Raw genomic sequence first — 25,316 nt, 5'->3', positions numbered from 1 at the left:
CGGCCCGTCCCTGAACTCAAGAACTCGACGATGCGAACCAGTAGCGAAGTGACCACGATAGGCTTCGACGCCGACGACACGCTTTGGCAGAACGAACAGTTCTTCCGCATGACGGAGAAGCGCTTCGCCGCCATGCTTGCCGACCATGGCGAGGAGAAACAGATTTCGGCCCGATTGCTCGAAGCCGAACGGCGCAACCTTGCCGTTTATGGTTTCGGCATCAAGGGATTTACGCTGTCGATGGTCGAGACGGCGATCGAGGTCACCGACGGACGGGTCCCGGCTTCGGTCATAGCGCGGATCCTCGATGCCGGCCGCGAGATGCTGGCTCACCCGATCGAGGTCTTGCCGCATGTGCGTGAGACGGTGGAGAAGCTCGCCGGCGTGTACCGCCTCGTGATGATCACCAAGGGCGATCTCTTCGACCAGGAGCGCAAGCTGGCTGGCTCCGGCCTCGGTGACCTGTTCGATGCGGTCGAGATCGTCAGCGACAAGAACGCCGCGACTTATGCCCGCCTCTTCAGCCGCCACGGCGACGGTCCGGCAAAGAGCATGATGGTGGGCAATTCGCTGAAGTCGGACGTGGTGCCGGCCATCGAGGCCGGCGGCTGGGGTGTCCATGTGCCGCACGAACTGACCTGGGTGCTCGAGCATGTCGAGGCGCCGGTCGCCGACCCGCGATTCCGCCAGATATCCAACCTTGGGCAATTGCCCGAACTGATACAAAGCATCACGAAGCGAGATTGATCGCGCCTTGGTTAGCGGCTGATCAGGCGATCGATGACCGGTTGCAGCCGTTCGGGCGTGATCGGCTTCGCGACCACGACGTCGATCACGCTCGGCAGGCCCAGGCTTTCCGGCGTGCCGTTCTTGGTTGAAAGCAAGATGACGGGAGGAAGCGATTTGCCCGACGCCCGCCGCAGCGTTTCGATGCCGGACATCAGATTGTCGCAGTCCTTGTTGTCCGCGCCGCCGTCCAGGACAATCACGCTCGGCACAAGTGTTCGCAAGGTCTTCGCCGCCATGTCAGGCGATTCCGAGATTGGCCTGAGCCCGGATCGCTCGACGATCTTCGACACCACCACACGATTGATCGGCGATTTCCCGACAACAAGCACTTGCGAGGGACTGCGGATCGTTTCGGCGCTTGAACCCTGGGTCACCAGATTCGGATGTTTCGCGGTCTCCCCCTCGCTACTCACTGGGCACCCAAGTCGGCCAAAAGCTCGCCCCTATTTCAATGCAGAGTTGAAATCTGGGTGACAATTGGCGTGAGATCGCACTCCATGTCAAGTTGAAATAAAAGAGCTTGGAGACGCCTCCCCCAACAGTGGAGTCAAGCAATAGTACTGTACTGTCCTGTCCATGGATTGGTTGCATAAAAATAAAATTCACCTGCGCATCCGCTGCGCAGGTGAGAGGTCGGTTGCAACGATTGCCGGTCAGCCATGACTCTGCTGTGTGACGATTACCGGGATCAGAAGATCGCCCCAATTGCCATCGCCGCCATGGTGCCTGGCCGAGCGCACCAGCTCCACCGAGACGCCCGCCTCGACCGCCTTCATCACCGACTGGTTCAGTCTGTGCAGATCGTTGGCGAGCATGCGGATCGTCGCCTGCTGGTCGACGCTCATCGTGGTCGATTGCTCTTCCGCCCGTTCCTTGACGCGGCTTATCGATGCCATTGGTCTTCTCCTGTTTCTGAAGCCCTGCTGGGCGTTTCCTCGGTATTTTCCGAGCCGCTATTCGGCGGCCGGTTTGAATTGTGCGTGTTCGGTCGATTCATGCATGGCGGTGGTCGACGACTTGCCGCCGGTGATCGCCATCGACACGGCGTCGAAATAGCCGGTGCCGACCTCACGCTGGTGCTTCGTGGCGGTGTAGCCATTGGCCTCCGCGGCGAACTCGGCTTCCTGCAACTCGGAATAGGCTGCCATCTGCCGCGCCTTGTAGCCACGCGCCAGCTCGAACATTCCGTAGTTTAGCTGGTGGAAGCCGGCCAGCGTGATGAACTGGAACTTGTAGCCCATGGCGCCGAGTTCCTTCTGGAACTTCGCGATCGTCGCGTCGTCGAGATTCTTCTTCCAGTTGAACGAGGGCGAACAATTATAGGCGAGCAGCTTGCCTGGATGATGCTTGCGCACTCCCTCGGCGAATTTCTTGGCCTGCGCCAGGTCCGGCTTGGAGGTTTCGCACCAGATCAGGTCAGCGTACGGCGCATAGGCGACGGCCCGCGCGATGCAGGGCTCGATGCCGTTCCTGACCTGGTAGAAGCCTTCCACCGTGCGCCCGGCATCGTAGTCGACGAAGGGCTGGTCGCGCTCGTCGATATCGGATGTCAGAAGCTTGGCGGCTTCCGCATCGGTGCGCGCCACGACGAGCGTCGGCGTGCCCATCACGTCGGCCGCGAGCCGCGCGGCGTTGAGGTTGCGGATATGCGCGGCTGTCGGGATCAGAACCTTGCCGCCGAGATGGCCGCACTTCTTTTCCGATGCCAGCTGGTCCTCGTAATGGACGCCGGCGGCACCCGCCTCGATGAACGCCTTCATGATCTCGAAGGCGTTGAGCGGTCCGCCGAAGCCGGCTTCCGCGTCGGCGACGATCGGAGCGAACCAGGTCTCGACCGAGAGCCCGTTGCCCTCGGAGGTCTCGATCTGGTCGGCGCGCTGCAGCGTCCGGTTGATGCGCTTGACCAGCTCCGGCGCTGCATTGGCCGGGTAAAGCGACTGGTCGGGATACATCGCCGAGGCGGTGTTGGCGTCTGCCGCGACCTGCCAGCCCGATAGATAGATCGCCTTCAGCCCGGCGCGCACCTGCTGCATCGCCTGGTTGCCGGACATGGCGCCGAGCGCGTTGACGAAATCCTCCTCGTGGATCAGCTTCCACAGCCGGTTGGCACCCATTTCGGCAAGGCTCTGACGAATCTGGACCGAACCGCGCAGCCGCTTCACATCCTCCGGCGAATATGGGCGTTCAATGCCGTCGAAGCGACCTTCCGGCGCCGAGGGAACGAGGTTGTAAAAATCAGTCATGAGTCACTCCGAAGGATTGCTGTACTTTGTCCGCGCACCAATCTTTGGCGAGCTGCGATGTGACTGACTTTACATTGCGACGCAAAATCTCCCAGAAAAATCAGCAATCATAGTCGCAGATAAGGGAAAACCTGTGTTGCGTTTGACAGAAGGCTGCTGTAAATTTGTCATGTTTGTAAAACTGGTGAGGATCGAATTATCGCGGATGCCGTGTAAATTTCTGTCAAGGACAGTCGATGGCTGACCAGAAGATCTTCGCGGGGCCGCGCATTCGCCGCATCCGCAATGCCAAGGGCCTCACCCAGACGGCGATGGCCGAGGGGCTCGGCATCTCGCCGTCCTATCTCAACCTTATTGAGCGCAACCAGCGGCCGCTGACGGTGCAGCTGATCCTCAAGTTGGCCTCCGTGTACAAGGTCGATCCGCACGAGCTGCAGGGCGAGGCAAGAGGGTCGGTCGCGGCCTTGAAGGAGGTGTTCACCGATCCGCTGCTGGTCGGCGAATTGCCGGGAGATCAAGAGCTGATCGAACTTGCCGAGGCGGCGCCCAATGCGTCGGCCGCGGTGATAAAACTATTCCGCGCCTATCGCGAGCAGGCCGAGCGGCTGTCCGACCTCAACGAGCTTCTGGCGCGCGAGGGCCGGGCGACGGCGCTTTCGGGCGCCCGTTTGCCGATCGACGAGGTGCACGAGACCTTCGAGCGGCGGCCGAACCATTTTACCGCACTCGAGGAGGAGGCGGAGGCGTTCACCGCGGTCCTTGATCCCGGCGATGACCTGTTCGGTGCCTTGAAGGCCTGGCTGAAGCGCGAATACGGCATCGTCGTCAAGGTGCTGCCGGTCGCCACAATGCCGAACTGGCGCCGCCGCTACGATCGCCATTCGCAGCGCCTGTTCCTGTCGGAGCGGCTGTCGCCGTTCGACCAGTTGCGCGAAGTGGCGATGGAAGCCTGCCTGATCCGCATGACGGTCGTGGTCGCCGGTCAGATCCAGGCGCTCAAGCTGAGCACGGACGAAGCCCGTCGCCTTGCCCGCTTCGAACTCGGTCGCTATGCGGCGCATGCGCTGATGATGCCCTATCAGGCCTTTCATGGGGCGGCCGTCCGCGCGCGCTACGACATCGACGTCCTTCGCTCACGCTTCGGCGTCTCCTTCGAGCAGGCGGCGAACCGGCTGACGATGCTGCAGCGGCAGGGCGCACCTGGTGTGCCGTTCTTCATGCTGGAGGTCGACAATGCGGGTAACCGCTTCCGCAGGGCCGGCAGCCAGGGCTTTCCGCATAGCCGCTTCGGCGGCGGCTGTCCGAAGCTGCCCGTGCACGTCGCTTTCACCCAGCCCGGCCAAGTTTTCGTCGAAGCGGTGGAAATGCCCGATGGCGCCGAATTCCTGTGCCTTGCCCGCACGCTGGAGGGGCCGCAGGGCGCATTCTCGGAGCGTCCGCGCCGCACTGCGCTGCTGCTCGGTTGCGACATCGGCTTTCGCGACGACATCGTCTATGGCGCGGCGCTGCCCGGCGCGGCCGCCGGAAAGTCGGGAACAGGCGCCGTCGTGGCGACGCCGGTCGGACCCGCCTGCCGGCTTTGCGAGCGTGTCGGCTGCCTGGCGCGTGCCGAACCGCCGGTGACGCGCCCGCTCGGCCTCGACGAGATGGTGACGGGCCTGAGCGCTTTCGACTTCCAGTAACGCGGCGGCAGAGGTGCCACAATCGTCGCCTGTGTCTGGATCACCCGCGGGTCAAGTCTTTGCGTTACGCGAACAGGGCAGTTTTTTGTCGTCTCTTGCGCATCGTCCCGTCCACACAAGCTCGACAGTCGCGCCCATGACAGACGCAGCATCATCACCGGCCCTTGTCGCTTCGACCGCCTCGCCGCGCGAGGAACGCGTCGGCATGCTTCTGGTCTTCCTCTCGGCGCTGATGTGGAGTTTCGGCGGCACCATCGCCCGCTTCATCACCGTGGGTGACAGCTGGACGGTTGTCTTCTGGCGCTCGGTTTGGGCCGCCGCCTTCCTGCTCGCCTTCATGGCCTGGCGTGACGGCTGGCGCGGCATGCTGAGATCGTTTCGCGACATGGGCCTGCCCGGCCTTGCCGTCGGCTTCTGCTTCGCCATCGCATCGACTTCCTTCGTCGTGGCGCTCGCCTACACCACTGTCGCCAACATACTTTTGATGCAGGCCGGCGTGCCGCTTCTGGCGGCGCTGTTTGCCTGGGCGCTGTTTCGCGAACGGATTGGTGTCGTGACCTGGGTGGCGATTGCCGCCGTCATCGCAGGCGTCGCCATCATGGTGTCGGAATCGCTCAATGGCGCCGTCTCGCCCATGGGCGACGGGCTGGCGCTGCTGATCGCGTTCATGTTCTCGATCGCCACCGTCATCACAAGGCGGTTCGCCAGCGTCAGGATGACCCCGGCGACCTGTCTCGGCACGATCCTGGCCGCGGGCCTTGCCGCCTCGCAGGCGTCGACCTTCACGGTCTCGGCCGGCGACATGGGCTTTCTCTTCGCGTTCGGCGTGGTCAATCTCGGCATCGGCCTTGCCTTCTTCGCCACCGGCGCGAGGCTGATCCCGGCTGCCATCGCGGCACTGCTTGGCACTTTTGAGCCGATCCTTGGGCCGATATGGGTCTGGCTCATCCATTCCGAAGTGCCGTCCGGACGCACCATCATCGGCGGCGCGGTGGTGGTCACGGCGCTGCTTGTCCATATCGGTCTCGAGTTCAAACGCCAGGCACGGCCGCGGCGGGCAGGCGTCACTGGGGTGCCGTCGCCGAATTGATGCGGGGGCCGATGCTTTGCCATTGACAACCTCGCTGCCGCCCGGGCAGGCTGGGAACACGGCAACAACAAGACAGGCGTATCTTGCCAAGTCTCCCCGGCGGCCCGATCGAGACCGGACCATATTTCTGTATTTCTGTCCGCGCGGCGGCGAAAGCTTCTGACGGCACTGCGATTCCCCCCAGTCCGGGTCAATCGCGCGGCCGCGACCGGCGCGCCAATCGCCGCTTGTTGTCCCCTGGAAAGCTCAATAGTCTGAAACAAAAGTCCGGTCGCGCGTCGCGACGAGCCGGCGACGGAACACTCACCAAAGGAGAATAGCATGATCCGCAAAGCGCTCTGGCTTTCGGCGACCTCGGTATTTCTGACATTGTTCACGCCCGCCGGGCATGCCGAGGATCGCGTCGTCAACGTCTTCAACTGGTCGGATTATATCGACAGTTCGATCATAGACGACTTCACCAAGAAGACCGGCATCAAGGTCGTCTACGACACGTTCGATTCCAACGAGATCCTGGAAACCAAACTGCTCGCCGGCGGCAGCGGCTACGACGTCGTCGTGCCGAGCGGCAACTTCCTCGCCCGCCAGATTCAGGCCGGTGTGTTCCAGAAGCTCGACAAGTCGAAACTGCCGAACCTCTCCAACATGTGGGACACGGTTTCCGAGCGAACCGCCAAATATGATCCCGGCAACGAATACTCGGTCAACTACATGTGGGGCACGGTCGGCATCGGCTACAACACGAAGAAAGTGCAGGCGGCACTGGGCACCGACAAGATCGACAGCTGGGACGTGTTCTTCAATCCGGATAGTCTTGCCAAGTTGAAAGACTGCGGCGTCTACGTGCTGGACTCGCCGGCCGACATCATACCGGCGGCGTTGAAATATCTAGGCCTCGACCCGAACAGCACTTCGCCGGACGATATCGCCAAGGCCGAGGAAGCTTTGCTCAAGGTCCGTCCCTACATCAGGAAGTTCCATTCGTCCGAGTACATCAACGCGCTCGCCAATGGCGACATCTGCCTCGCGGTCGGCTGGTCGGGTGACGTGTTCCAGGCCCGCAACCGCGCGGTCGAGGCCAAGCAAGGCGTTGAAATCGGCTATTCCGTGCCGAAGGAAGGCGCACAGATGTGGTTCGACCAGATGGCGATCCCCGCCGATGCGCCGCATGTCGCCGAGGCACTCGAATTCATCAACTACATGATGACGCCCGAAGTGATCGCCAAATCGTCGAACTACGTGCTCTATGCCAACGGCAACAAGGCATCGCAGCAATTTGTCGACAAGGCGCTGCTGGAGGATCCGGCTGTCTATCCGGACGCCGCGACCTTGCAGAAGCTCTACACGGTCTCCCCTTACGATCCCAAGACACAGCGTATCATCACGCGCAGCTGGACCAAGATCGTCACCGGCCAATAAGCATCTGAAGCGACCCCGGCAGACAACTGCCGGGGTCGCGTATTTTTGGGGCACGAAGCAAGAAACAGCACGGAGTGGGGATATGAAATCGCTTGGCAGCATCCGCAGGGATTTCGCGCCATGGAACGACCCGAACGCCAAGCCATACATCCAGTTCGACAAAGTCACCAAGAAGTTCGGTGACTTCACCGCCGTCAACAATCTGTCGCTGACGATCTTCGAGCGAGAATTCTTCGCCCTTCTCGGTGCCTCCGGTTGCGGAAAGTCGACCCTGCTCAGGATGCTCGCGGGCTTCGAGGAACCGACGGCCGGCCGCATCCTGCTCGACGGCCAGGACCTGCGTGGCATTCCGCCCTATCGCCGGCCGGTCAACATGATGTTCCAGTCCTATGCCCTGTTCCCGCATATGACGGTGGAAAACAACATCGCCTTCGGCCTCAAGCAGGAAGGCATGCCCAAGCCCGACATCGAAAAACGCGTCGCCGAGATGCTGAAACTGGTCAAGCTCGAGCAGTTCGCCAAGCGCAAGCCGCACCAGCTTTCCGGCGGCCAGCGCCAGCGTGTCGCGCTTGCCCGCTCGGTCGCCAAGCGGCCGAAGGTGCTGCTGCTCGATGAGCCACTGGGGGCTCTCGACAAGAAGCTGCGCGAGGAGACCCAGTTCGAATTGATGGATTTGCAGCAGGAACTTGGGCTGACCTTCGTCGTGGTCACCCACGACCAGGAAGAAGCGATGACCATGGCCGATCGCATCGCCATCATGGACAAGGGTGAGGTCATGCAGGTGGCGACGCCGGCGGAAGTCTATGAAGCCCCGGCCTCGCGCTTCGTCGCGCATTTCGTCGGCAACGTGAACATGTTCGAGGGCAAGGTCGCCGAGCGCTTGGCCAACACCACCCGCATCACCGGCGCGACAGGTGCCCAGATCGTCGTTGAAAACAGCTCCGATACCGCAGCCGGTTCCGACATCGTTTTCGCCATCAGGCCGGAGAAGATCAAGGTGTCGTCGAAGAAGCCGGCGGACGCTGTCAATGCGCTGGAAGGCGAGGTCTACGACGTCGCCTATCTCGGCGACATGACCGTCTACCACATCAGGCTGGATGACGGGCAGATCATCAGGGCAAGCGCGCTCAATGCGGCGCGGGTGACCGACGATCCGCTGACCTGGAACGACCGCGCCTGGGTGTCCTTCCGGCCCGACGCCGGCGTCGTGCTGGCGCGGTAGGGGGCTGACATGTCCAACATCGCCGTCACCGATGCCGCCGGACCATCGACTGTCGCCACGCCGTTCCTGACGCGGCTGGGTGCCGGCTTCGTCAACCGGCTCGTCATAATCGTCCCTTACCTCTGGCTGCTGTTCTTCTTCCTCATCCCGTTCATCATCGTCTTCAAGATTTCCATGTCGCAGACGGCGATCGCCATGCCGCCCTACACGCCGGTGCTCGATTTCAGCGATGGCGTCTCCGGCTTCTTCGCCGGGTTCCGAGACCTCAATTTCGACAACTATGTCTGGCTGACGCAGGACGCGCTTTATTTCAAGGCCTATGTGACGAGCGTCATCATTGCCGCGATCTCGACCGTGCTGACGCTGATCGTCGGCTACCCGATCGCCTATGGCATGTCACGTGCACCGGCCACCATCCGCCCGACCCTGCTGATGCTGGTCATCCTGCCGTTCTGGACCTCGTTCCTGATCCGCGTCTATGCCTGGATCGGCATTCTCAAGCCCGAGGGGCTGCTCAACCAGCTATTGCTTGCCACCGGCATCGTCAGTCAGCCGCTGATCATCCTCAACACCTACACGGCGATCTTCATCGGCATCGTCTATTCCTATCTGCCGTTCATGGTGCTGCCGCTCTATTCGTCGCTGGAGAAGATGGACTATTCGCTGATCGAGGCGGCCAAGGATCTCGGCTGCCCGCCAACATCGGCTTTCTGGAAGATCACCTTCCCGCTGTCGCTGCCCGGCGTCATTGCCGGCTGCCTGCTGGTGTTCATCCCGGCCGTCGGCGAGTTCGTCATCCCCGATCTGCTCGGCGGATCGCAGACGCTGATGATCGGCAAGACGCTCTGGAACGAGTTCTTCGCCAATCGTGACTGGCCGGTGTCGTCTGCCGTGGCCGTCATCCTGCTGTTGTTGCTGACCGTGCCGATCATGCTTTTCCAACAGGCACAGGCGCGTGCCCAGGAGCAGGGCAAATGAACGCCACCTGGAGCCGCTTCAACGTCACCTCGATCGTGCTTGGCTTCGCCTTCCTGTACCTGCCGATCGTGCTGCTCATCGTCTTCTCCTTCAACGAATCCAAGCTCGTCACCGTATGGGGCGGCTTCTCGACCAAATGGTACGTGTCGCTGTTCCACAATCAGGGCCTGATGGACGCCACCTGGGTCACGGCGCGTGTCGGCGTCATTTCGGCGACGGTGGCGACCGTGCTCGGCACGCTGGCCGCGCTCACCCTGACGCGCTACACCCGCTTCCGGGGCAGGGTGCTGTTTTCCGGCATGGTCTTCGCGCCGCTGGTCATGCCGGAAGTCATCACCGGCCTGTCGCTGCTGCTGCTCTTCGTTGCCGTCGGCCTCGACCGCGGCTTCTTCACGGTAACGCTCGCCCACATCACGCTCACAATGTGCTTCGTGGCCGTCGTGGTGCAATCGCGGCTGGTCTCCTTCGATCGTTCGCTGGAGGAGGCGGCGATGGATCTCGGCGCGACGCCGGCGAAGACTTTCTTCCAGATCACGCTGCCGGTCATCCTGCCGGCGATCGTGTCGGGCTGGATGCTGGCTTTCACGCTGTCGCTCGACGATCTTGTGATCGCCAGCTTCACCTCGGGGCCGGGCGCCACGACGCTGCCGATGAAGATCTACAGCCAGGTCCGCCTCGGCGTGACACCGGAGATCAATGCCGCCTGCACCATCCTGATCGCCGTCGTCGCGGTCGGTGTCATCGTCGCCTCGATCGCCAACAAGCGGCGGGAGGTACAGCGTCAGATCGACGAACAGGCGGCGCAGCGCGGGTGAGCAGCTCGAAAGTGTGCCCTCGGGCTTGGCCCCGAGGGTGACAACCGGTTCTCGCACGAGGCGACGTTCAACTGAAGGGTGCGTGCTTCTACTATTCGCCCGAAACGCCGCGGCTTATCGGGGAAATGAACGGCGTGCTCCAGGTTCCGCCGACGAAGAAGGACGACTGGTTGGGCCCCTGCTGGCCGTTCTTCTGCGCCGCCGCCTGGTCAGGTTGGATGACGCCGCCCGACAGTGCCAGCCCACGCCCCGCATAGGAGGCGATGCCGGAAAGCCAGATCTTGTATTTCGCCGAATTGGCCTCGGCCTTGTCCAGCCTCGCCACGCCGCGCGAAATGGTCGCCTTCACTTCGGCGCCGTCGATCGGCAGTGTTCCGTCCGAAACATCGTCGAGCGCGAAGAAGCCGCCCTGTTCGGTATGCTTGAGAAAGGCCGCCAGGTTGAACTTGCTGAGCGCGCCGGGGCCGAAGGTCGCCGAGACCGAGCCATCGGCGTTTTCAAAGATCGAATCCCAGGTCCTGCCCGGTCCCTTGAGGATGACCGAAACGGTGCCCGTGCCAACCGGCACCAGCCGGGTCATTCCGGCGGCCGTACCGAACGCCCCGCCGTCGACATCGGAAGCAAGCAGCCGGATCTCGACCTGTGTTCCCTCGGGCTTGCGGTCGAAACGAAGGCTGGTCTGGATGTTGCCGCCAAAGGCCGACGCGTCGGAGATATCGAAGACGGAAAGACCGTCCTTGACCTGGGCGGTGGCGGCGACGTCGGCAAGCTGGATACTGCCAGCCGTGGCATGCGCCGCCGACAGTCTGAGATCGAGATTGACCCGATCGGCGAAGCTTGTGTCGACGTCACCCGGTCCAGCCCCGCTTGCCGGCCCCAGCGGCGTGAAGGCGGACAGGAACGATCTGAGGTCGAGCGTATCGAAGGCGAGCGTGCCAGATATCACCGGCTGGGCGTCGCCAAGCGACAGGTCCAGCGCGCCCATACCCGGATTGTTGTCCAGCGTGAGCGCGGTGTTCTCGAATTTGACGCGACCGGCCGACGCCGTGACCTTGCTGGAAATGCTGACGGAACCGATCGCCGCGCTCGGCGCGATACCGGCCTGCGACCATTCCAACACGCGGCGCAGCGAAGGTGCCGCGAACTTCACCTGGCCGTCGAAATAGGCGTTCTGGGACATGTTGGCGGTGCCGTCGAAGGAGAAGGTGGCGGGCGCTGCCTTGAAGGACAGGGTGAGCGGCGCCATGCCCCCGGCAAACAGCACCAGCGGCTTCGGCGAGGCCGCGTCCAGGGCGACGCTTTCGCCACGCCAGATACCGGTTGCCGACAATGTCGCATTGCTGTTCATCGCCGCCCAGGTCGCCTGGCCGCTAAGGCTGCTGAGGATTTCCACGTCCTTGCCGTTCACGGAAGCAACCATGCGGCCGTCCCTGAACTCGACCGTGCCGAAGGCGTCGGTCGGCAGCTTGTCGAGGTCGGGCTTGGCGGGATCGGCACTGACCACGCCGCGCGCCGTGTCGATGGAGCGCGCGATGCGCCCGCCCGTCGGCGCGGTGGGCAGGAACAGGCCATCGGTCGTGCGCTGCACGCGGATCGTCGGACGCACCAGTCGCGCCGTGGAAAACGCCACGTCGCCCTGCAATGCAGCCATGGCCGAGAGGTCGATTTCCACCCGTTCGGCCTCGACGACCGGCGGTGCATCGGTATCCGTCCACTTGGACAGCGTCACATCGGTCAGGATTGCCCGGAATTTCGGCCAGACCTCGATACGCGGCGAGCCTTCGATGGCGACCCGGAAGCCGCTCCAGGCGCTCATTTCCCAGGCAATGCGGTCGCGCACGATGCGCGTCGAGGCGATCAGCGGCAGCGCGGCGACCACCAGAGCAATGACGATCACGGCAGCGCCGATCGCCCATACTCCGCGGCGGATCAAGGATGATGGCATCTCGCCCTATATGCTTCCGTTCCGATTAATCGCCCGACGGGTGTGCCCCAGTCGTCACTACGACTTAGGACTGAGGCATTTCAAGTCTTTATGGCCCGGCGATGGCATTTGCGCACACCTGGTCGCCTCGGCCCAACAAAATCTTGCTCTGCTGCGCTGCGATATGCATAAGCGATGACGACCGTGGGAGGATCGATCATGGCTGCAGAAGTACCGCTCTGGACCCCGACGCAAGACCGGATCGAAGCTTCGCCACTGACGGCTTTCCTGAAGGCCGCGGAGGCGAAAGCCGGCGCCACGTTCTCCTCCTATACCGACCTTCACCGCTGGTCGATCGAGGATCGCGAGACGTTCTGGAGCCTGATGTGGGACTTTTCCGGCCTTGTCGGCGACAAATGGACCAATGGGAGCGAGCGCGTGCTGGCCGATGGCGACAAGATGCCCGGCGCTGCCTTCTTCCCCGACGCGACGCTGAATTTCGCCGAGAACCTGCTGAAGAAGACCGGTGCCGGCGAGGCGATTGTCTTTCGCGGCGAGGACAAGGTCGAGCGGCGGCTGTCCTGGAATGAGCTGCATGGCCTGGTCTCGCGTCTGCAGCAGCTTTTCCTGTCGCTCAAGGTGAAGAAAGGCGACCGTATCGCCGCGATGATGCCCAACATGCCGGAAACCGTCGCGGCGATGCTGGCGGCGGCCTCGATCGGCGCGGTGTGGTCATCCTGCTCACCCGATTTCGGCGAGCAGGGCGTGCTCGACCGCTTCGGCCAGATCGAGCCCGTCATCTTCATCGCGCCCGACGGCTATTGGTACAATGGCAAGGCGATCGAGGTCGCCGACAAGGTCGCGGCGGTCGCGGCCAAGCTCGGCAGTGTCAGCAAGGTTCTGCTCGTCGATTATCTCGGCACCTCGGTCGATGTGGCCGCGGTCATCGACAAGGCCATGGCGATGGAGGAGGCGCTGGCGCCCTTCGCCGTCAAGCCCGTCACCTTCGAGCGGCTGGCGTTTTCGCATCCGCTCTACATCCTGTTTTCATCCGGAACCACGGGCATTCCCAAATGCATCGTCCATTCGGCCGGCGGGACGCTGATCCAGCATGTCAAGGAGCATCGGCTGCATGCCGGGCTCGTCGACGGCGATCGCTTCTTCTATTTCACCACCTGCGGTTGGATGATGTGGAACTGGCTGGTGTCGGGCCTCGCGTCCGGTGCGACGCTGCTGCTCTATGACGGTTCTCCCTTCTATCCCAACGGCAATGTCCTGTTCGACTTCGCCGACGTCGAGAAGATGACCTTCTTCGGCACCTCGGCGAAGTTTATCGATTCCGTGCGCAAGGCCGGTCTCAAGCCGATCGGCAGTCACGATCTGTCGACCGTGCGGGCGATATCCTCCACCGGTTCGCCACTGTCGCCCGAGGATTTCCGCTTCGTCTACGAAGGCATCAAGAAGGACGTGCATCTGGCTTCGGTTTCCGGCGGCACCGACATCGTCTCGTGTTTCGTGCTCGGCGTGCCGACCGAGCCGGTCTGGGCCGGCGAAATCCAGGGTCCTGGCCTTGGCCTTGCCGTCGATGTCTGGGATGACGACGGCAAGCCGATCCGGCAGGAGAAGGGCGAACTGGTCTGCACCAAGGCCTTTCCGTCCATGCCGATCGGTTTCTGGAACGACCCCGACGGCAAGAAATACCAGGCGGCCTATTTCGAGCGTTTCGACAATGTGTGGTGCCATGGCGATTTCGCCGAATGGACTGAGCACGGCGGCATGATCATCCACGGCCGCTCGGACGCCACGCTCAACCCGGGCGGCGTGCGGATCGGCACGGCGGAGATCTACAACCAGGTCGAACAGATGCCGGAAATCCTGGAAGCGCTGTGCATCGGACAGGATTTCGACAATGATGTGCGCGTCGTGCTGTTCGTGCGGCTGGCCGTGGGCGTCCAGTTGGACGAGGATCTGGAAAAACGCATTCGTGCCAAGATCCGCGGCGGCGCGAGCCCCCGCCATGTCCCGGCCAGGATCGTCGCCGTGCCGGACATTCCCCGCACCAAGTCTGGCAAGATAACCGAACTCGCCGTGCGCGACGTGGTGCATGGGCGCGCCATCAAGAACAAGGAAGCGCTTGCCAACCCGGAGGCGCTGGAGCTGTTCCGCAACCTGCCGCAGCTTGCCGAATGACCGGCCCGTCATGGTTAACGGATCATGTCTCGGGAATTTACCTAGATTTCACGAGTGGTACACATTCGTAAATTTTTTGGCGACCCGGTAAGGACTTGTTAAGGCCCGACCCCGATAGTCGCATGTAACTTGAGGGAGAAATCCCGTTCCTCAGCCCCCGGAGGATCTGATTCGCTCAAGCCCCCGTTGTGACAGCAATCCCATCTCTTAAGGCGTCCTTTGGGCGCCTTTTCTTTTGGAGCCGCTATTCCGCGAGCACCCTGGTCGAGGGAAAAGCGACCTCGACGAGCGTGCCTTCGCCGGGTGTCGAATTGATGGTGAAGCGAGCACGGTTTGCTTCCACCATCGCCTTGGTCAGCGGCAGGCCGAGCCCGGTGCCGTCGCCGCGCCCGCGCTTCAGCGCATTGATCTGCTTGAACGGCTTGAGCGCCTGTTCGATCTCGGCCTGGCTCATGCCGATACCGGTGTCGCGCACCCGCATGACGACATCGCCCGAGGTCTCGTACGCGGTCGAGACGATCACCTGGCCGCCGGCCTGGGTGTAGCGGATGGCGTTCGACAGGATGTTGAGCGCGATCTGGCGCACGGAACGCAGATCCGCCACCACTTCCGGCAGCCGCGAGGCGAAGCTTGAGCGGATGATGACGCGTTCGCGGTTGGCCTGCGGCTGCATCATCGCCACGGTCTCGGCCAGCGTGTCGTTGAGCGACACCGCCTCATAGGCCATTTCCTGCTGGCCGGCTTCGATCTTAGAGATGTCGAGCAAGTCGTTGACCAGGTCGAGCACATGGTTGCCCGAGCGGTTGATGTCACGCAGATAGTCGCGGTAGCGGTCATTGGCGACCGGCCCGAACTTCTCGTCGACCATCAATTCGGAAAAGCCGATAATGGCATTGAGCGGCGTGCGGATCTCGTGGCTGATGCGAGCCAGGAAATCGGTCTTCTGCGAGGATGCCCGTTCGGCCACCGCGCGTGCTTGCGTCAAATCCTCTTCCGCTCGCTTCCACTGCGTGATGTCTCGCACCACGGCACAGAAGCCGCTGTCGTTGGGCAGCCGGCCGATGGTCATGAACAGCGGGATGAAGCGCCCCTGTGCTTCGCGCCCGATCACCTCGCGACCGTCATTCATCACGCTTGCCACACCGGGCTCGGACAGGCCGATGAGATAGTCGCGAGCCGCGCGCTGGCTCTCGATGGCAAACAGCGAGGCGAATGGCTTGCCGGTCACCTCGTCGCTGTCGAAGCCGAACAGCGCTTCGGCCGGGCGGCTGATCGAACGGATGGTGCCGTCGCTGCCGATCAGCACGACGCCGTCGGTGGCGGTGTCGATGATGGTGCGCATCTCGGCGATGCGTGCCTTGAGTTCGGAAATGTCGGGCTGCGTCGGCTCCTCGCCCACCACGTGCAGGGCCACAGGCGCGTCATCCTCGCCGGAACGGCGCACGACCAGCATCAGGGCCTTGCCGTCTCGCCAGGGCACGGAGCGCAGGATGGCGTCGATCGGGAATTCCTGGCCGTCGCGCGTCTTCAGCCGCAGCGTCCGGTCGCTCCCGTCGGAGGCGCCGTCATCCCCATAGGGGTCGGCAAACAGCGCGCCCAGGCCGCCGGCATCAGCGAGGTCCTCGAGTGCTGCGTAACCGGTCAGGTTCAGGAACTCCTCGTTCGCATAGTGCAACTGGTCGCCCGAATGAATGAGCAGCGGCACCGGCAGCTTGCCGAGCAGCAAGGTGTCCGGAGCCTTGCTTTCGTCGCCGACGGAAAAAGCCGATGGCACGAACCCTTCGGTCTTGAGCGGCGGCACCCGCAAGCGAGGACGTTCAGCCGCGCTCTCGACGGTGTCGGCTGCACTGGCGGCTTCACCGGTGAGTGCGGCGGCCTGCTCATCAGCGGCCGCGGCTTCCTCGCCGCCGGCCCAGTCCTCATTGTCCTCGGCATCGCGAAAATCAGCCGATGTCATGCTGTCGTCATCCTCGACGGCAGCATGCGTGGTGTCTTTGGTATCAGGTCCTTCGGCCGCGACCGGCTCGGTCCCCTGCGGTTCCGCCACCGCGGGTTCTGAAACCGGGGGCTCGTCATTGTTCGCGACAGGACCGGATTCATCGTTCCGGTCGGCGTAGTCGAGCAACGAGCCGCTCACACCTGGCAAGGTGCTGACGGGCTCCTCATCATTCACTTCGTCCGGGTGACCGCCATCAAGTCGTGCGAGATCGGCCTCGTCCTCGGCATCGGTCTCGGATGGCTCGGCCAGCGCCGCATCCTCCTGATCCGGCACGGCATCATGTGTCGCCGCGATCTCGCCGGCGGGTTCGATCGAAGCCTCTGTCTTCGCGGCCGGGGCCTCCGCCGTGGGCTCAGCCGGCGTCTTGATCGCCGGTTCCGTCGGGCTTTCGATGCCGGGCTTTTCGGTTTCCGGCGGCTCGGCCGGCGCGCTCTCCTTCTTCAGCCGCTCGCCGATCTCACGGAAGGCGCTGCGCTCCAGCGTCGACAGTCCCTTGTCATTGGCCGGTTGCCGGTGTTCGGCCAGCCGGATGACCTTGTCGGCAAAGCGCCGCTCCTGTTTTGGCACGATGGTCAGCGCCGGCACCTCGCCCTTGAACGGGTCCGCCGCGTTCGGCTCCTCGGTCTTTGGCTCTTCAGTGGGAGCTTCGACGGTTTCCGGTACGGACGAAGCTGAGGCCTGGCCATTGGGTACGAGGGCCATGCCGATCGCTTCCGGATCGACGACTGCGTCGCTGGCGCGGGCAACGCCGAAGCCGCGAAAACCTTCGAAGGCGCGGCTGCGGCCATAGACAGGCAAAGCCGCGAGGTCGACGGGAATCTTGAGGTCGGTGCCGACCACGGGCCACAGCACGGAGCGGCCTGACCAGGTGTCGCGTCGCTCCAGCAGGCCGGCTATCTCGCCGGACGCGTCAAGGCCGAAGGTCGCCGCGACATCCCTGAAACGCCGGCCGATTACGTCGGCGGCCGGCTTGCCGACGATGTCGGCGAATTCCGGCGACAGCGCGCTGAACCTGCCCTCGGCGTCGGTGCGCCAGACAAAGCGCAGCGGTGCCGCCGAGCGATCTATGGTGCGAGTTGGGGCTGTGGCCGATGCGGTCGGGGAGGCGGCCTCGTCCCTTTTCGCGCTGTCCGCCGAAGCCTCGGTGCCGATTGCTTCGGCCACGGCCTTCGGCTCCGGCGCGGCGGGCGCGTCGTCCTCACCGGCATTGAAGTACCAATGATCATGCTGTGCAGTCGTGCGGTCCGCCACCGGCTGATCATTGTCGGCGGCAGCTGGCGCTGGCCCGGTTGGAGGGAGGGCTGGCGGCTGCTCGGGCGCGGCATTGCCCGTCAGTCCCTCGATCGCCTTTGTCTTTGAAACATCCGCCGGCGGCTGATTGTCCTGGTGGGACTCGGATTCCGCGGAAAAGCTCTTGGCCGCTGTTGTCGCGCCGCCAATCCGGTTGGCGCGGCTTTCCGTCGCTTCGGACCGTCCGTCCGCCGGAGCTTCTGCGGCAGGCATGTTGTCCTCGAGCTGATCCTCGTCGATCACCACAAGGAGATGCCGCTCAGGCGTCAGCCGCGCGAGGCCGGCCGGGTAGGAGGTGCTGCCGCCCGGAACGAGGCGCTTGACGATACGCTCGCCTTCGGCGGTCACGTCCGCCACCAGGGCGGCCAGCGTCGCGGGCTGGATGCCGAGCCTCGAAAACCCGTCCGATGCCGCCTCGACATTGCCCCCCGCGTCGATGAAGGCGATGAAATGGCCGTCTTCGGTGAAGCCGCCGATCGCCCGGCTGGCGATCTCGGCGGCACTACGCGAGCCTGTCTGCGCGGCCGGTACCGCCAGCATGATCGCCTTCTCGCCATCGGGCAGCGTCACGGCACTGGCAAGGAAGCTGACAGCGCGGCTGGTCATTCCCGTTGCCAGCCGCACCATGATGGCGCGGTCGCTGCCGATCTCGGGAAAGCCGCTGGTGGCCATGATCTGGCGGCGGGCGATCAGCGGCAGCCGCGCCGAGGCGCCGATGATCGCTTCAATGTCGGGGTAGCCGAACACGGCTGCGCCCGGCCCGTTGGCCCAGATCACCTGCTCCAGGTCCCCCGACAGGATCGCGATCGCGTCGCCGGCGGCAAAGCGCTGGCGGACCGCGTCGAGCACGGCGACGTCGAGGAAGGAATATTCGGACGGCATGCGCTTGGCGAACCCTCACGGAGCGGCGAAATTGCAGTTAACGCTTTGTTAATAAAAGCCGCAGCCATGAAGGTCCACAAGCCAGAACGTGCAAAGGCTGGAATTTGGGCTCTTGGTTAACGGCCCAAAAGATTTTTTGTGCACTGCAACAAAGATATTGCAATGCACAAAATTTGCCTTTATATTGCCACCATACATGAACGAGACGGCTTTCTGTCAAAGCCGCTGCCGCTGAAAGGATGGAAAATGTCCAGGACCAAGACTGCCGAGACCATCGAAAACGTTGAATTCCCGAGCTTCGACGCTTCCAAGGCCACCGACCAGATCCGCGCTTTCGCCGAAAAGGGCGTTGAGCAGTCGAAAGAGGCCTATGCCAAGCTCAAGACCGGCGCCGAGGAGACCCAGAAGGCTCTGGAGTCGACCTACGAGACCGCCAAGACCGTTTCCAGCGACCTGTCGCTCAAGACCATCGCGGCACTGCGCGCCAATGCCGAAGCCGGTTTCTCGCATCTCGAAGCCCTTATCGGCGCCAAGTCGCTGTCGGAAGTCATCGAACTGCAGACCGCCTTCCTGCGCAAGCGCGTCGAGTTGTCGGTCGAGCAGGCCAAGGAGTTGCAGGCTGTCGCTTCCAAGGCGGCCGAAGACGTCTCCAAGCCGATCAAGACCGCCTTCGAGAAGGCGATCAAGGACATTAAGGCTGCCTAATATTTGCGCAGGATCAGGAGATGCAACAAAAGGTCGCATTTTCTTCAAACTGATCAGGCGTATGATGCCAGCCATCAAGGAATACCCGGCGAGTGGAACCTCCTCCCTCTGCTCCCGGGGTGACCAGCCAGCTCCTCCTCCCGCTGGCTCGTAACAGGAAAAGGCCGGCACCTCCTCCCGCCGGCCTTTTTCTTTGCCCGGGGGATACTGCTCGACGCGGCGAGATGTGGGGAAGTGGTCTTTGCTTCGCAAAAGCCTTGAATTAAAATCCATAAGCCCGTAAGGACGCATCGCCGAACGACAGAGTGGGTCAAGTGGAACGCGTTTCCGACGAGATCACGCCCAGGCAAATGTGCCGTTGTAGCTCAGCTGGTTAGAGCGCCGGATTGTGGATCCGGAGGTCGCTGGTTCGATCCCAGCCAACGGTACCACCGGCTTCTTCCGCAAGTTATTGGTTCTGCTGCATAAATTAGCGCTATCTGATTTCGCGCTTGCGCCATGCTGATCGCTTTCTGCAACAGAGGGGCGACCGCTTCCACCGACGAGTCCCAAAGGAGCTACGAGAGCTCGATGGTTGCGGTGCTTTCGTACGCCGCGCCTTGGACACCACTGACCGTTTGAAGGCGCGTACGTCACGCGATCTCCACGAAGCCGCCGACAACGCTATGGTCGTCTCTTATGTTGGGCGAAACCCAAAAGCTGCGCACATTCGTTACCAGCGCGCTATCAAGCGTGCAGAGGCGCTAGGGTTCGTCTGTCGGCCGCTCACCGACATCCTCGTTGCCGAGCCGCTGGATACCATCCTACAGCGGGCCGAGGCCACGATCGGAGAGCCTGCCAGCTCTCCCGTGGTTGACGCTGTTACTGGCATTGTGTCCCGTCCTGACGACAAGATTTCGGAAGCGCTGAAGCTCTATTTCGACGAGATCGTCCGCGACGGACTCCGCACCAAAAGTTCTGATCAGAAGAAACGATGGAAGGCAAAGCGCCAAATGAGCGTCGATGTCTTCATCACCTTTTCGGCGACAAGCCAATGGGAGAGATCACACGCGACGACGCGCGTGCGGTGCATAAATATTGGTTGGACAGAATTGCACCCGAGAAGGGGAGGCCAGACCGTTCGGCGTCGACTGGAAACCGAAATATGGGGAACTTGCGAACCCTTTATGGCGACTACTATCGTCATCTCGGTTCACCCGAACAGAAGAATCCGTTCGCCGATCTCTCATGCAGCGACAAGTCTAAACGCAGTCGTCCACCGTTCCCGACTGACTGGATTCTAATGCGGCATCGAAGCTTTCCGAAAATGGAAGGCGAGGTGACCTCGGTGAATTTCGCAGCGCCTAGCTTGGCGCCGATTTCGTACATCGCGGCCTTGACCACGTCGATCTCGCTTGAACCGACGAGCCTGTAAATGTTGGAGGCAACCACCTCACGATACAGTGCCTGTTGATCGAGCGGTGAGAATGTGGTCGGCCCGAATTGCCCGAGTTGATTTTATAACAAATTCGTCATAACATTTTTTGCTCACTCAGGAAGGATCTGGCTAGTGACCGAAATTGTCAGGCAAGCAGATAAGCCGATCGACGTGCTGATGGTCGGCTGCGGCAACATGGGCTACGCTCTTCTGGCTGGGTGGCTTCCAGGGGAAAGGATGGTCAAGGCCCATATAGTCGAGCCGGTGGTGGCGCTTCGGGAGCGCGCCGAGGCTATCGGCGCGACGGCCTCCGTCGATATCAGCGGACTACCGCCCGGGTTTGATCCGGCAGCCATCGTCTTCGCCGTCAAGCCGCAACATCTGTGCGATCTGCTGCCGGCCTATCTCCGTTTTGCGCAAGACGGCGCCTTCTTCCTCTCGGTAGCCGCAGGCATCGAGATCGCCGCAATGGCTGATGTTGTCGGGACAGACGTGCCGATCGTGCGCTGCATGCCGAATATGGCGGCCGCGGTGGGGGCCGGCATGCTCGTTTGCTGCGCCAACCTCATGACGAGCAAGCAGCAAAGGCATCTGGCGGAGCGGCTTTTGTCTCCAGCCGGCAAGGTCGTCTTCATTGACGACGAGGCGTTGATGCACACCGTGACGGCGGTCTCGGGCTCCGGGCCAGCGTATGTCTTCCACTTCCTCGAATGCTTGGAACGGGCGGGTACAGCGGGCGGACTTCCGGACGCTCTGGCACGGGATCTCGTTCTGCAGACGATTTATGGCGCAGGGCTGCTCGCTCGGAAAAGCAGCGACGACCCCGCCGTACTGCGCCGGCAGGTCACCAGCCCAAATGGGACGACCGCCGCTGCTCTCGCCGTGCTGATGGGTGAGGGCGGGCTCGATACACTGCTGGCGCGGACGGTGGAAGCAGCACGCGTCCGCTCGGTCGAACTCGGCGCGCATTGAGTTCGTCGCCGGCGCCCGCGTCTGCGAGGTTCGCTTCCCAGCTGCCGTCCTAGGGTGTGAAGCGCGTAACCCAGAGGATCGTAAAATCGGCATGGCGGCATTCTTCCACAGACTGATCAGTCCGGCGAACGCCAACGCGATCTGGATCGGTATCGCACTGATGCTGCTCGGTAATTTCTTCTTCGCCCTGAACGATGCGCTCGGCAAGATCCTCGTTGCCAGTTTCAGCGTCGGCCAGGTGCTGGCATCAAGGGCGATCGGCTCCTTCGTCATTCTCGGGCCAATGCTCTACCAACAGGGTGATCCAATCTTCTGGAAGGTCGACCGGCCAGTGCTGCATGTGTTGCGGGTCGCGCTGGCAACCATCGATTCCGGCCTCTTCTACGCCGCGGTCGTGCACCTTCCGCTGGCCGACGTCCTCACTTTCTACATGGCCGGCCCGATCTATGTCGCGGCGATGTCGCACGTCTTTCTCGGCGAGCGGCTAGGATGGCGGCGCTGGCTCGCCATCCTAGCCGGCTTTGGCGGGGTCGTCATCGCACTTGACCCTTCGTCGGCCTCGCTTACGCCCGACGCGATCTATCCGATCGCCGGCAGCATTTCCTATTCGGTTGCGCTGATGCTCAACAAGGTGCTGTCGAGGACCAGCGACACGACGCTCGGCGTTTTCCAGATGACCGGAGCGCTGATCGGCGGCATGGCCTTCGCGGTCTTCGACTGGATCACGCCGTCACCGGCTCAGGCGGCCTCAATGCTGCTGCTCGGCATCGTCGGTTGCCTGGCACATCTGATGATCACCCGTGCAATCAAGCTGGCGCCGGTGTCCATGCTAGCTCCGTTCCAATACACGCTGCTGTTGTGGGGCATCGTGCTGGGCGTCCTGGTCTTCGGCGATGTGCCGGGCAGTCGGATTCTGGCCGGGGCCTGCATCATCGTCTTTGCCGGCTTGTTCATATTCCACCGGAAGGTCGTCAGGCAGGAGCCGCTCGACGCCGACACCGTGCCCAGGGACGTGCCCTGACGCGCGGCAACGGCAAGGGAACCGCCACTGCCTGTTCAGGCATTCGCCAAGTTGCGGAAATAGAGCACTTCGATCTCGCGCAGGACCGACTTCGGCTCGGCTTCGTAACTTTCCGAGAACGTGCCGGAGGCGCTTTCCACGGTGATCGCCCAACGTCCGCGGTGCGGATTGAGAACGCAGTCGGGGAAGTTCATGTGGTGGTGCCAGGCAATGCCCTGGCTGTTGATCTCGACAACGCGGGCAAGCAGCGCCGATGTCCTTGCCAGTTCGCCGTTCTCGCCAAGCGTCGCCTGCACGTCCAGAATATCGTCGCCATGCAGCATCTTGACGAAGACCTTATCGACCTCGGGAAAGCCGTCCGAGGGGGCGATATAGACCACGCCGTCGGCATCGTCCTCTACGACTATGGCATAGAGGCCGTCGTAGGGGTTGAAATCGCACCCCGGTGACAGGACATGGGAATGCCAGCGCCGACCCGCCGCTTGAATCTGCTTCACCAGCTCAAGACAGTTTTCGAGGGGAACGACCCGGTAGTCGACGTTTCCGTGGGTGATCGTGCTCATCGAATCGGTTTCCTTCCGGACGGCCTCTGGAACGGGTTCACAGGGGATGGCTGATGCGGGCGGCGTCCAGCATGGCGGCGTGCAGGTTGCGGCAGGCCCAGGCATCGCCGACCTTGTATAGGGAGAATTGCCCGTCGGGGTTGGTAAGGATGGTCTGCGGGCGGGCATCGGCAAGCGCGCGCAGGTCCACCTCGCCCAGATTGCGCGAAAGCGGCTTCAGTGTGGTGTAGACATCGTCATTGGGCAAGGTACCGTTGTCGCCGATCACGTGGTCCAGCTCCAGTTCGCGTGTCTTGTCGCTGTAGGTGTTCTGGGTGACGGCGATGACTTTGTTGCCCTGCCTGCGCAAGGAGAGAAGCCGGGTGTCGGTCTCGATACGGACGTCGCGCTTGTAGAGTTCGGACATATGGGCACCGAGGTTAGTGCCGCCGATCTCGCGGCCGAATTCGCGGTCGGGGGTGATGATGCGGACGCGTGCGCCCTGCGCGGCGGCGAACTCCGCGCAGGAAGCTGCCGAAGCGGTTCCGTTTTCGTCGACCAGCAGCACATCGCCGCCAACGGCCTTCTGGCCGGATAGGACGTCCCACACCGAGGCGGCGAGTTCCGATCCGACAAAGCGGCCGACATTGGGCAGGCCGCCGGTAGCGATGATCACGGCGTCTGGTTTTTCGCCGAGCACCTCGTCGGCCTCCGCATAGGTGTTGAGCCTGACATCGACCTTCAGGACATCCATCTGCCGTGCCAGCCATGTCGTGACGCCGGCGAGGTCGCGGCGCCAGGTCGCGCGGGCGGCCAGCAGAAGCTGTCCGCCGAGTTCGCCAGCGGCCTCCATGAGCACGACCTCGTGGCCACGCCGCGCATTGACGCGCGCCGCCTCCATGCCGGCGGGGCCCCCGCCGACGACCATCACCTTCTTGCGGGTTTCGGCGGGGCGAACGATCTGCGGGATCGTGGCCTCGCGCGAGGTCGCGACATTGTGCGCACACAGCGCGTCGATGCCGCGGATGGCGCGGTCCACGCAGTAGCCGACGCCGACACACGGACGGATGTTTTCTTCATCACCCGCCTTCAGTTTGTTGATGTGGTAGGGGTCGGCTATGAGCGCCCGCGTCATGCCGACCATATCCACCGAGCCGCTCTTCAGCGCATGCTCCGCGGTCGCTGCATCGGTCATGCGCGCGGCGTGGAAAATCTTGACCTTGTCCTTCACCTCGTCGCGAATGGCCTTGGCCAGGGGCAGGTAGGCGGCGGAGGGCACCCACATGGTCGGCCAGATCCTGGCTTCCGACTGGTAGTCCACCGCCTGGGCCGCCACGACGCTGATGAAGTCGATCAGGCCGCTGCCCGCGTAGGTCTTGGCGATCTCGATGCAGTCATCTTGCGAGAGGCCGCCCTTCAACATCTCGTCTCCCGGCATCCTGATGCCGATGACGTAGTCGTCGCCGAGTCTGCGGCGCACCGCCTCGAGAATCTCCAGTCCAAAGCGCATACGGTTGGCCAACGTGCCGCCGTATCCGTCGGTCCGGTTGTTCATGGCTGGCGACCAAAACTGCTCGATCAGCGTACCGGCCTGACAGGATATCTCGACACCGTCGACGTCCCCATCACGAACGCGCGCGGCGGCCGCTGCGTAGTTGTCGATGGTCCTGCGGATGTCGTGGTCTTCCATGGTCGCGGGAAAGGTGCCGTGGATGATCTCGCGCAGTGGCGAGGCCGAGAAGGTTGGCAACCAGTTGGTCAGGTCCCAGCGCTCGCGCCGCCCACCATGCGTCAACTGCACGGTGCACAGGGCGCCATGTTCATGGATGGCCGCCGCCATCTTCCTGAACTGAGGGATGACCTTGTCGACGGAGCCGTTGATCTGGCCATAGTAGAATGAGTTTTCGGCCGAGACCGCCGTGGCTCCGCCAAACTGGGTCAGTCCGACCCCGCCCTTGGCCTTCTCGGCCTGATAGGCGATGTAACGGTCGGTGATGTCGCCGGCCAGCACGTAGCCCGGTTCATGGCTGGTGGAGAGAAATCGGTTGCGGATTGTCAGGTTGCGAATCCGCAACGGCTGGAAAAGAACATCGTAGTTTGCCATCACACGCTCCGGATCGAGAATATGAAGGACCA

Annotated in this window: 19 protein-coding genes and 1 tRNA gene; 13 read left to right on the top strand and 7 right to left on the bottom strand. The window is 62.8% G+C overall.

Annotated elements, in window-relative coordinates; all coding sequences use genetic code 11:
• The first annotated feature begins 30 nt into the window (after positions 1-30).
• Positions 31-747, top strand: coding sequence for an HAD family hydrolase (locus EB230_RS29645; protein ID WP_056566084.1), 717 nt, complete (start codon positions 31-33; stop codon positions 745-747).
• 11 nt (positions 748-758) lie between these two features.
• Here EB230_RS29645 and EB230_RS29640 read toward each other — a convergent pair whose 3' ends face one another.
• The 3 genes from EB230_RS29640 to aceA all read right to left on the bottom strand — a co-directional run bounded on the left by EB230_RS29640 (position 759) and on the right by aceA (position 3,032).
• Positions 759-1,202, bottom strand: a complete 444-nt coding sequence (locus tag EB230_RS29640; protein ID WP_056566087.1) for a response regulator — start codon at positions 1,200-1,202, stop codon at positions 759-761.
• Positions 1,203-1,442: 240 nt separating this feature from the next.
• Positions 1,443-1,685 (bottom strand): hypothetical protein, encoded by a 243-nt coding sequence (locus EB230_RS29635; RefSeq protein WP_006202762.1) that lies wholly within the window; start codon positions 1,683-1,685, stop codon positions 1,443-1,445.
• 57 nt (positions 1,686-1,742) lie between these two features.
• The gene (aceA, locus tag EB230_RS29630) at positions 1,743-3,032 is read right to left on the bottom strand and encodes an isocitrate lyase (RefSeq protein WP_172374473.1); all 1,290 of its coding nucleotides are present in this window, start codon (positions 3,030-3,032) and stop codon (positions 1,743-1,745) included.
• Positions 3,033-3,268: 236 nt separating this feature from the next.
• Here aceA and EB230_RS29625 point away from each other — a divergent pair, with 236 nt between their 5' ends.
• The 6 genes from EB230_RS29625 (at position 3,269) to EB230_RS29600 (ending at position 10,238) form a co-directional block, all read left to right on the top strand.
• A complete protein-coding gene (locus EB230_RS29625) occupies positions 3,269-4,714 on the top strand; it encodes an XRE family transcriptional regulator (protein WP_056566094.1) in 1,446 nt (481 codons plus the stop codon).
• 136 nt (positions 4,715-4,850) lie between these two features.
• Entirely contained in the window at positions 4,851-5,804 is a 954-nt protein-coding gene (locus EB230_RS29620) for a DMT family transporter (protein WP_056566098.1), read from the top strand.
• Between the two features lie 321 nt (positions 5,805-6,125).
• A complete protein-coding gene (locus EB230_RS29615; RefSeq protein WP_056566100.1) occupies positions 6,126-7,223 on the top strand; it encodes a polyamine ABC transporter substrate-binding protein in 1,098 nt (365 codons plus the stop codon).
• A gap of 82 nt (positions 7,224-7,305) precedes the next feature.
• Positions 7,306-8,445 (top strand): ABC transporter ATP-binding protein, encoded by a 1,140-nt coding sequence (locus EB230_RS29610; RefSeq protein ID WP_172374472.1) that lies wholly within the window; start codon positions 7,306-7,308, stop codon positions 8,443-8,445.
• Positions 8,446-8,454: 9 nt separating this feature from the next.
• Positions 8,455-9,423 carry an ABC transporter permease subunit gene (locus EB230_RS29605; RefSeq protein ID WP_056566106.1) on the top strand — a complete coding sequence of 323 codons (969 nt, stop codon included), beginning with the start codon at positions 8,455-8,457 and terminating at the stop codon, positions 9,421-9,423.
• Entirely contained in the window at positions 9,420-10,238 is an 819-nt protein-coding gene (locus EB230_RS29600; RefSeq protein WP_056566109.1) for an ABC transporter permease subunit, read from the top strand. Before EB230_RS29605 ends, EB230_RS29600 begins: the two co-directional genes overlap by 4 nt.
• 91 nt (positions 10,239-10,329) lie before the next feature.
• On the opposite strand, the gene EB230_RS29595 is transcribed toward EB230_RS29600, so the two are convergent.
• Entirely contained in the window at positions 10,330-12,183 is a 1,854-nt protein-coding gene (locus EB230_RS29595) for an AsmA family protein (RefSeq protein WP_056566114.1), read from the bottom strand.
• Between the two features lie 198 nt (positions 12,184-12,381).
• On the opposite strand from EB230_RS29595, the gene EB230_RS29590 reads away from it, so the two are divergent.
• Positions 12,382-14,352, top strand: coding sequence for an acetoacetate--CoA ligase (locus tag EB230_RS29590; RefSeq protein WP_172374471.1), 1,971 nt, complete (start codon positions 12,382-12,384; stop codon positions 14,350-14,352).
• 244 nt (positions 14,353-14,596) lie between these two features.
• Here EB230_RS29590 and EB230_RS29585 read toward each other — a convergent pair whose 3' ends face one another.
• Entirely contained in the window at positions 14,597-18,523 is a 3,927-nt protein-coding gene (locus EB230_RS29585; protein ID WP_172374470.1) for a PAS domain S-box protein, read from the bottom strand.
• 246 nt (positions 18,524-18,769) lie between these two features.
• Here EB230_RS29585 and EB230_RS29580 point away from each other — a divergent pair, with 246 nt between their 5' ends.
• From EB230_RS29580 to EB230_RS29560, 5 genes are all read left to right on the top strand, one after another.
• Positions 18,770-19,228 carry a phasin gene (locus EB230_RS29580; RefSeq protein WP_056566362.1) on the top strand — a complete coding sequence of 153 codons (459 nt, stop codon included), beginning with the start codon at positions 18,770-18,772 and terminating at the stop codon, positions 19,226-19,228.
• Between the two features lie 354 nt (positions 19,229-19,582).
• A tRNA-His gene (locus EB230_RS29575) sits at positions 19,583-19,659 on the top strand.
• Between the two features lie 168 nt (positions 19,660-19,827).
• A complete protein-coding gene (locus EB230_RS29570; RefSeq protein ID WP_172374469.1) occupies positions 19,828-20,511 on the top strand; it encodes a hypothetical protein in 684 nt (227 codons plus the stop codon).
• A gap of 266 nt (positions 20,512-20,777) precedes the next feature.
• Entirely contained in the window at positions 20,778-21,617 is an 840-nt protein-coding gene (gene proC, locus EB230_RS29565; RefSeq protein WP_348646675.1) for a pyrroline-5-carboxylate reductase, read from the top strand.
• A gap of 91 nt (positions 21,618-21,708) precedes the next feature.
• Positions 21,709-22,638, top strand: coding sequence for a DMT family transporter (locus EB230_RS29560; protein WP_172374468.1), 930 nt, complete (start codon positions 21,709-21,711; stop codon positions 22,636-22,638).
• Positions 22,639-22,673: 35 nt separating this feature from the next.
• Here EB230_RS29560 and EB230_RS29555 read toward each other — a convergent pair whose 3' ends face one another.
• Positions 22,674-23,201, bottom strand: coding sequence for a hypothetical protein (locus EB230_RS29555; RefSeq protein WP_172374467.1), 528 nt, complete (start codon positions 23,199-23,201; stop codon positions 22,674-22,676).
• A gap of 37 nt (positions 23,202-23,238) precedes the next feature.
• Positions 23,239-25,284, bottom strand: coding sequence for an FAD-dependent oxidoreductase (locus EB230_RS29550; RefSeq protein WP_210261329.1), 2,046 nt, complete (start codon positions 25,282-25,284; stop codon positions 23,239-23,241).
• Between the last annotated feature and the right edge of the window lie 32 nt (positions 25,285-25,316).

It is taken from the genome of Mesorhizobium sp. NZP2234, from assembly GCF_013170765.1.
In the GTDB taxonomy this organism is placed as follows: Bacteria; Pseudomonadota; Alphaproteobacteria; order Rhizobiales; family Rhizobiaceae; genus Mesorhizobium; species Mesorhizobium loti_D.
The sequence above is the reverse complement of the archived record's forward strand: the minus strand, read 5'-3'. Positions and strand labels throughout refer to the sequence as shown.

Excerpts from the sequence above, each read along its gene's own strand:
- EB230_RS29645 (WP_056566084.1), top strand. The coding sequence starts at position 31 with ATGCGAACCAGTAGCGAAGTGACCACGATAGGCTTCGACGCCGACGAC.
- EB230_RS29635 (WP_006202762.1), bottom strand. The coding sequence starts at position 1,685 with ATGGCATCGATAAGCCGCGTCAAGGAACGGGCGGAAGAGCAATCGACC.
- aceA (WP_172374473.1), bottom strand. The coding sequence starts at position 3,032 with ATGACTGATTTTTACAACCTCGTTCCCTCGGCGCCGGAAGGTCGCTTC.
- EB230_RS29625 (WP_056566094.1), top strand. The coding sequence starts at position 3,269 with ATGGCTGACCAGAAGATCTTCGCGGGGCCGCGCATTCGCCGCATCCGC.
- EB230_RS29620 (WP_056566098.1), top strand. The coding sequence starts at position 4,851 with ATGACAGACGCAGCATCATCACCGGCCCTTGTCGCTTCGACCGCCTCG.
- EB230_RS29615 (WP_056566100.1), top strand. The coding sequence starts at position 6,126 with ATGATCCGCAAAGCGCTCTGGCTTTCGGCGACCTCGGTATTTCTGACA.
- EB230_RS29610 (WP_172374472.1), top strand. The coding sequence starts at position 7,306 with ATGAAATCGCTTGGCAGCATCCGCAGGGATTTCGCGCCATGGAACGAC.
- EB230_RS29605 (WP_056566106.1), top strand. The coding sequence starts at position 8,455 with ATGTCCAACATCGCCGTCACCGATGCCGCCGGACCATCGACTGTCGCC.
- EB230_RS29600 (WP_056566109.1), top strand. The coding sequence starts at position 9,420 with ATGAACGCCACCTGGAGCCGCTTCAACGTCACCTCGATCGTGCTTGGC.
- EB230_RS29595 (WP_056566114.1), bottom strand. The coding sequence starts at position 12,183 with ATGCCATCATCCTTGATCCGCCGCGGAGTATGGGCGATCGGCGCTGCC.
- EB230_RS29590 (WP_172374471.1), top strand. The coding sequence starts at position 12,382 with ATGGCTGCAGAAGTACCGCTCTGGACCCCGACGCAAGACCGGATCGAA.
- EB230_RS29585 (WP_172374470.1), bottom strand. The coding sequence starts at position 18,523 with ATGCCGTCCGAATATTCCTTCCTCGACGTCGCCGTGCTCGACGCGGTC.
- EB230_RS29580 (WP_056566362.1), top strand. The coding sequence starts at position 18,770 with ATGTCCAGGACCAAGACTGCCGAGACCATCGAAAACGTTGAATTCCCG.
- EB230_RS29560 (WP_172374468.1), top strand. The coding sequence starts at position 21,709 with ATGGCGGCATTCTTCCACAGACTGATCAGTCCGGCGAACGCCAACGCG.
- EB230_RS29555 (WP_172374467.1), bottom strand. The coding sequence starts at position 23,201 with ATGAGCACGATCACCCACGGAAACGTCGACTACCGGGTCGTTCCCCTC.
- EB230_RS29550 (WP_210261329.1), bottom strand. The coding sequence starts at position 25,284 with ATGGCAAACTACGATGTTCTTTTCCAGCCGTTGCGGATTCGCAACCTG.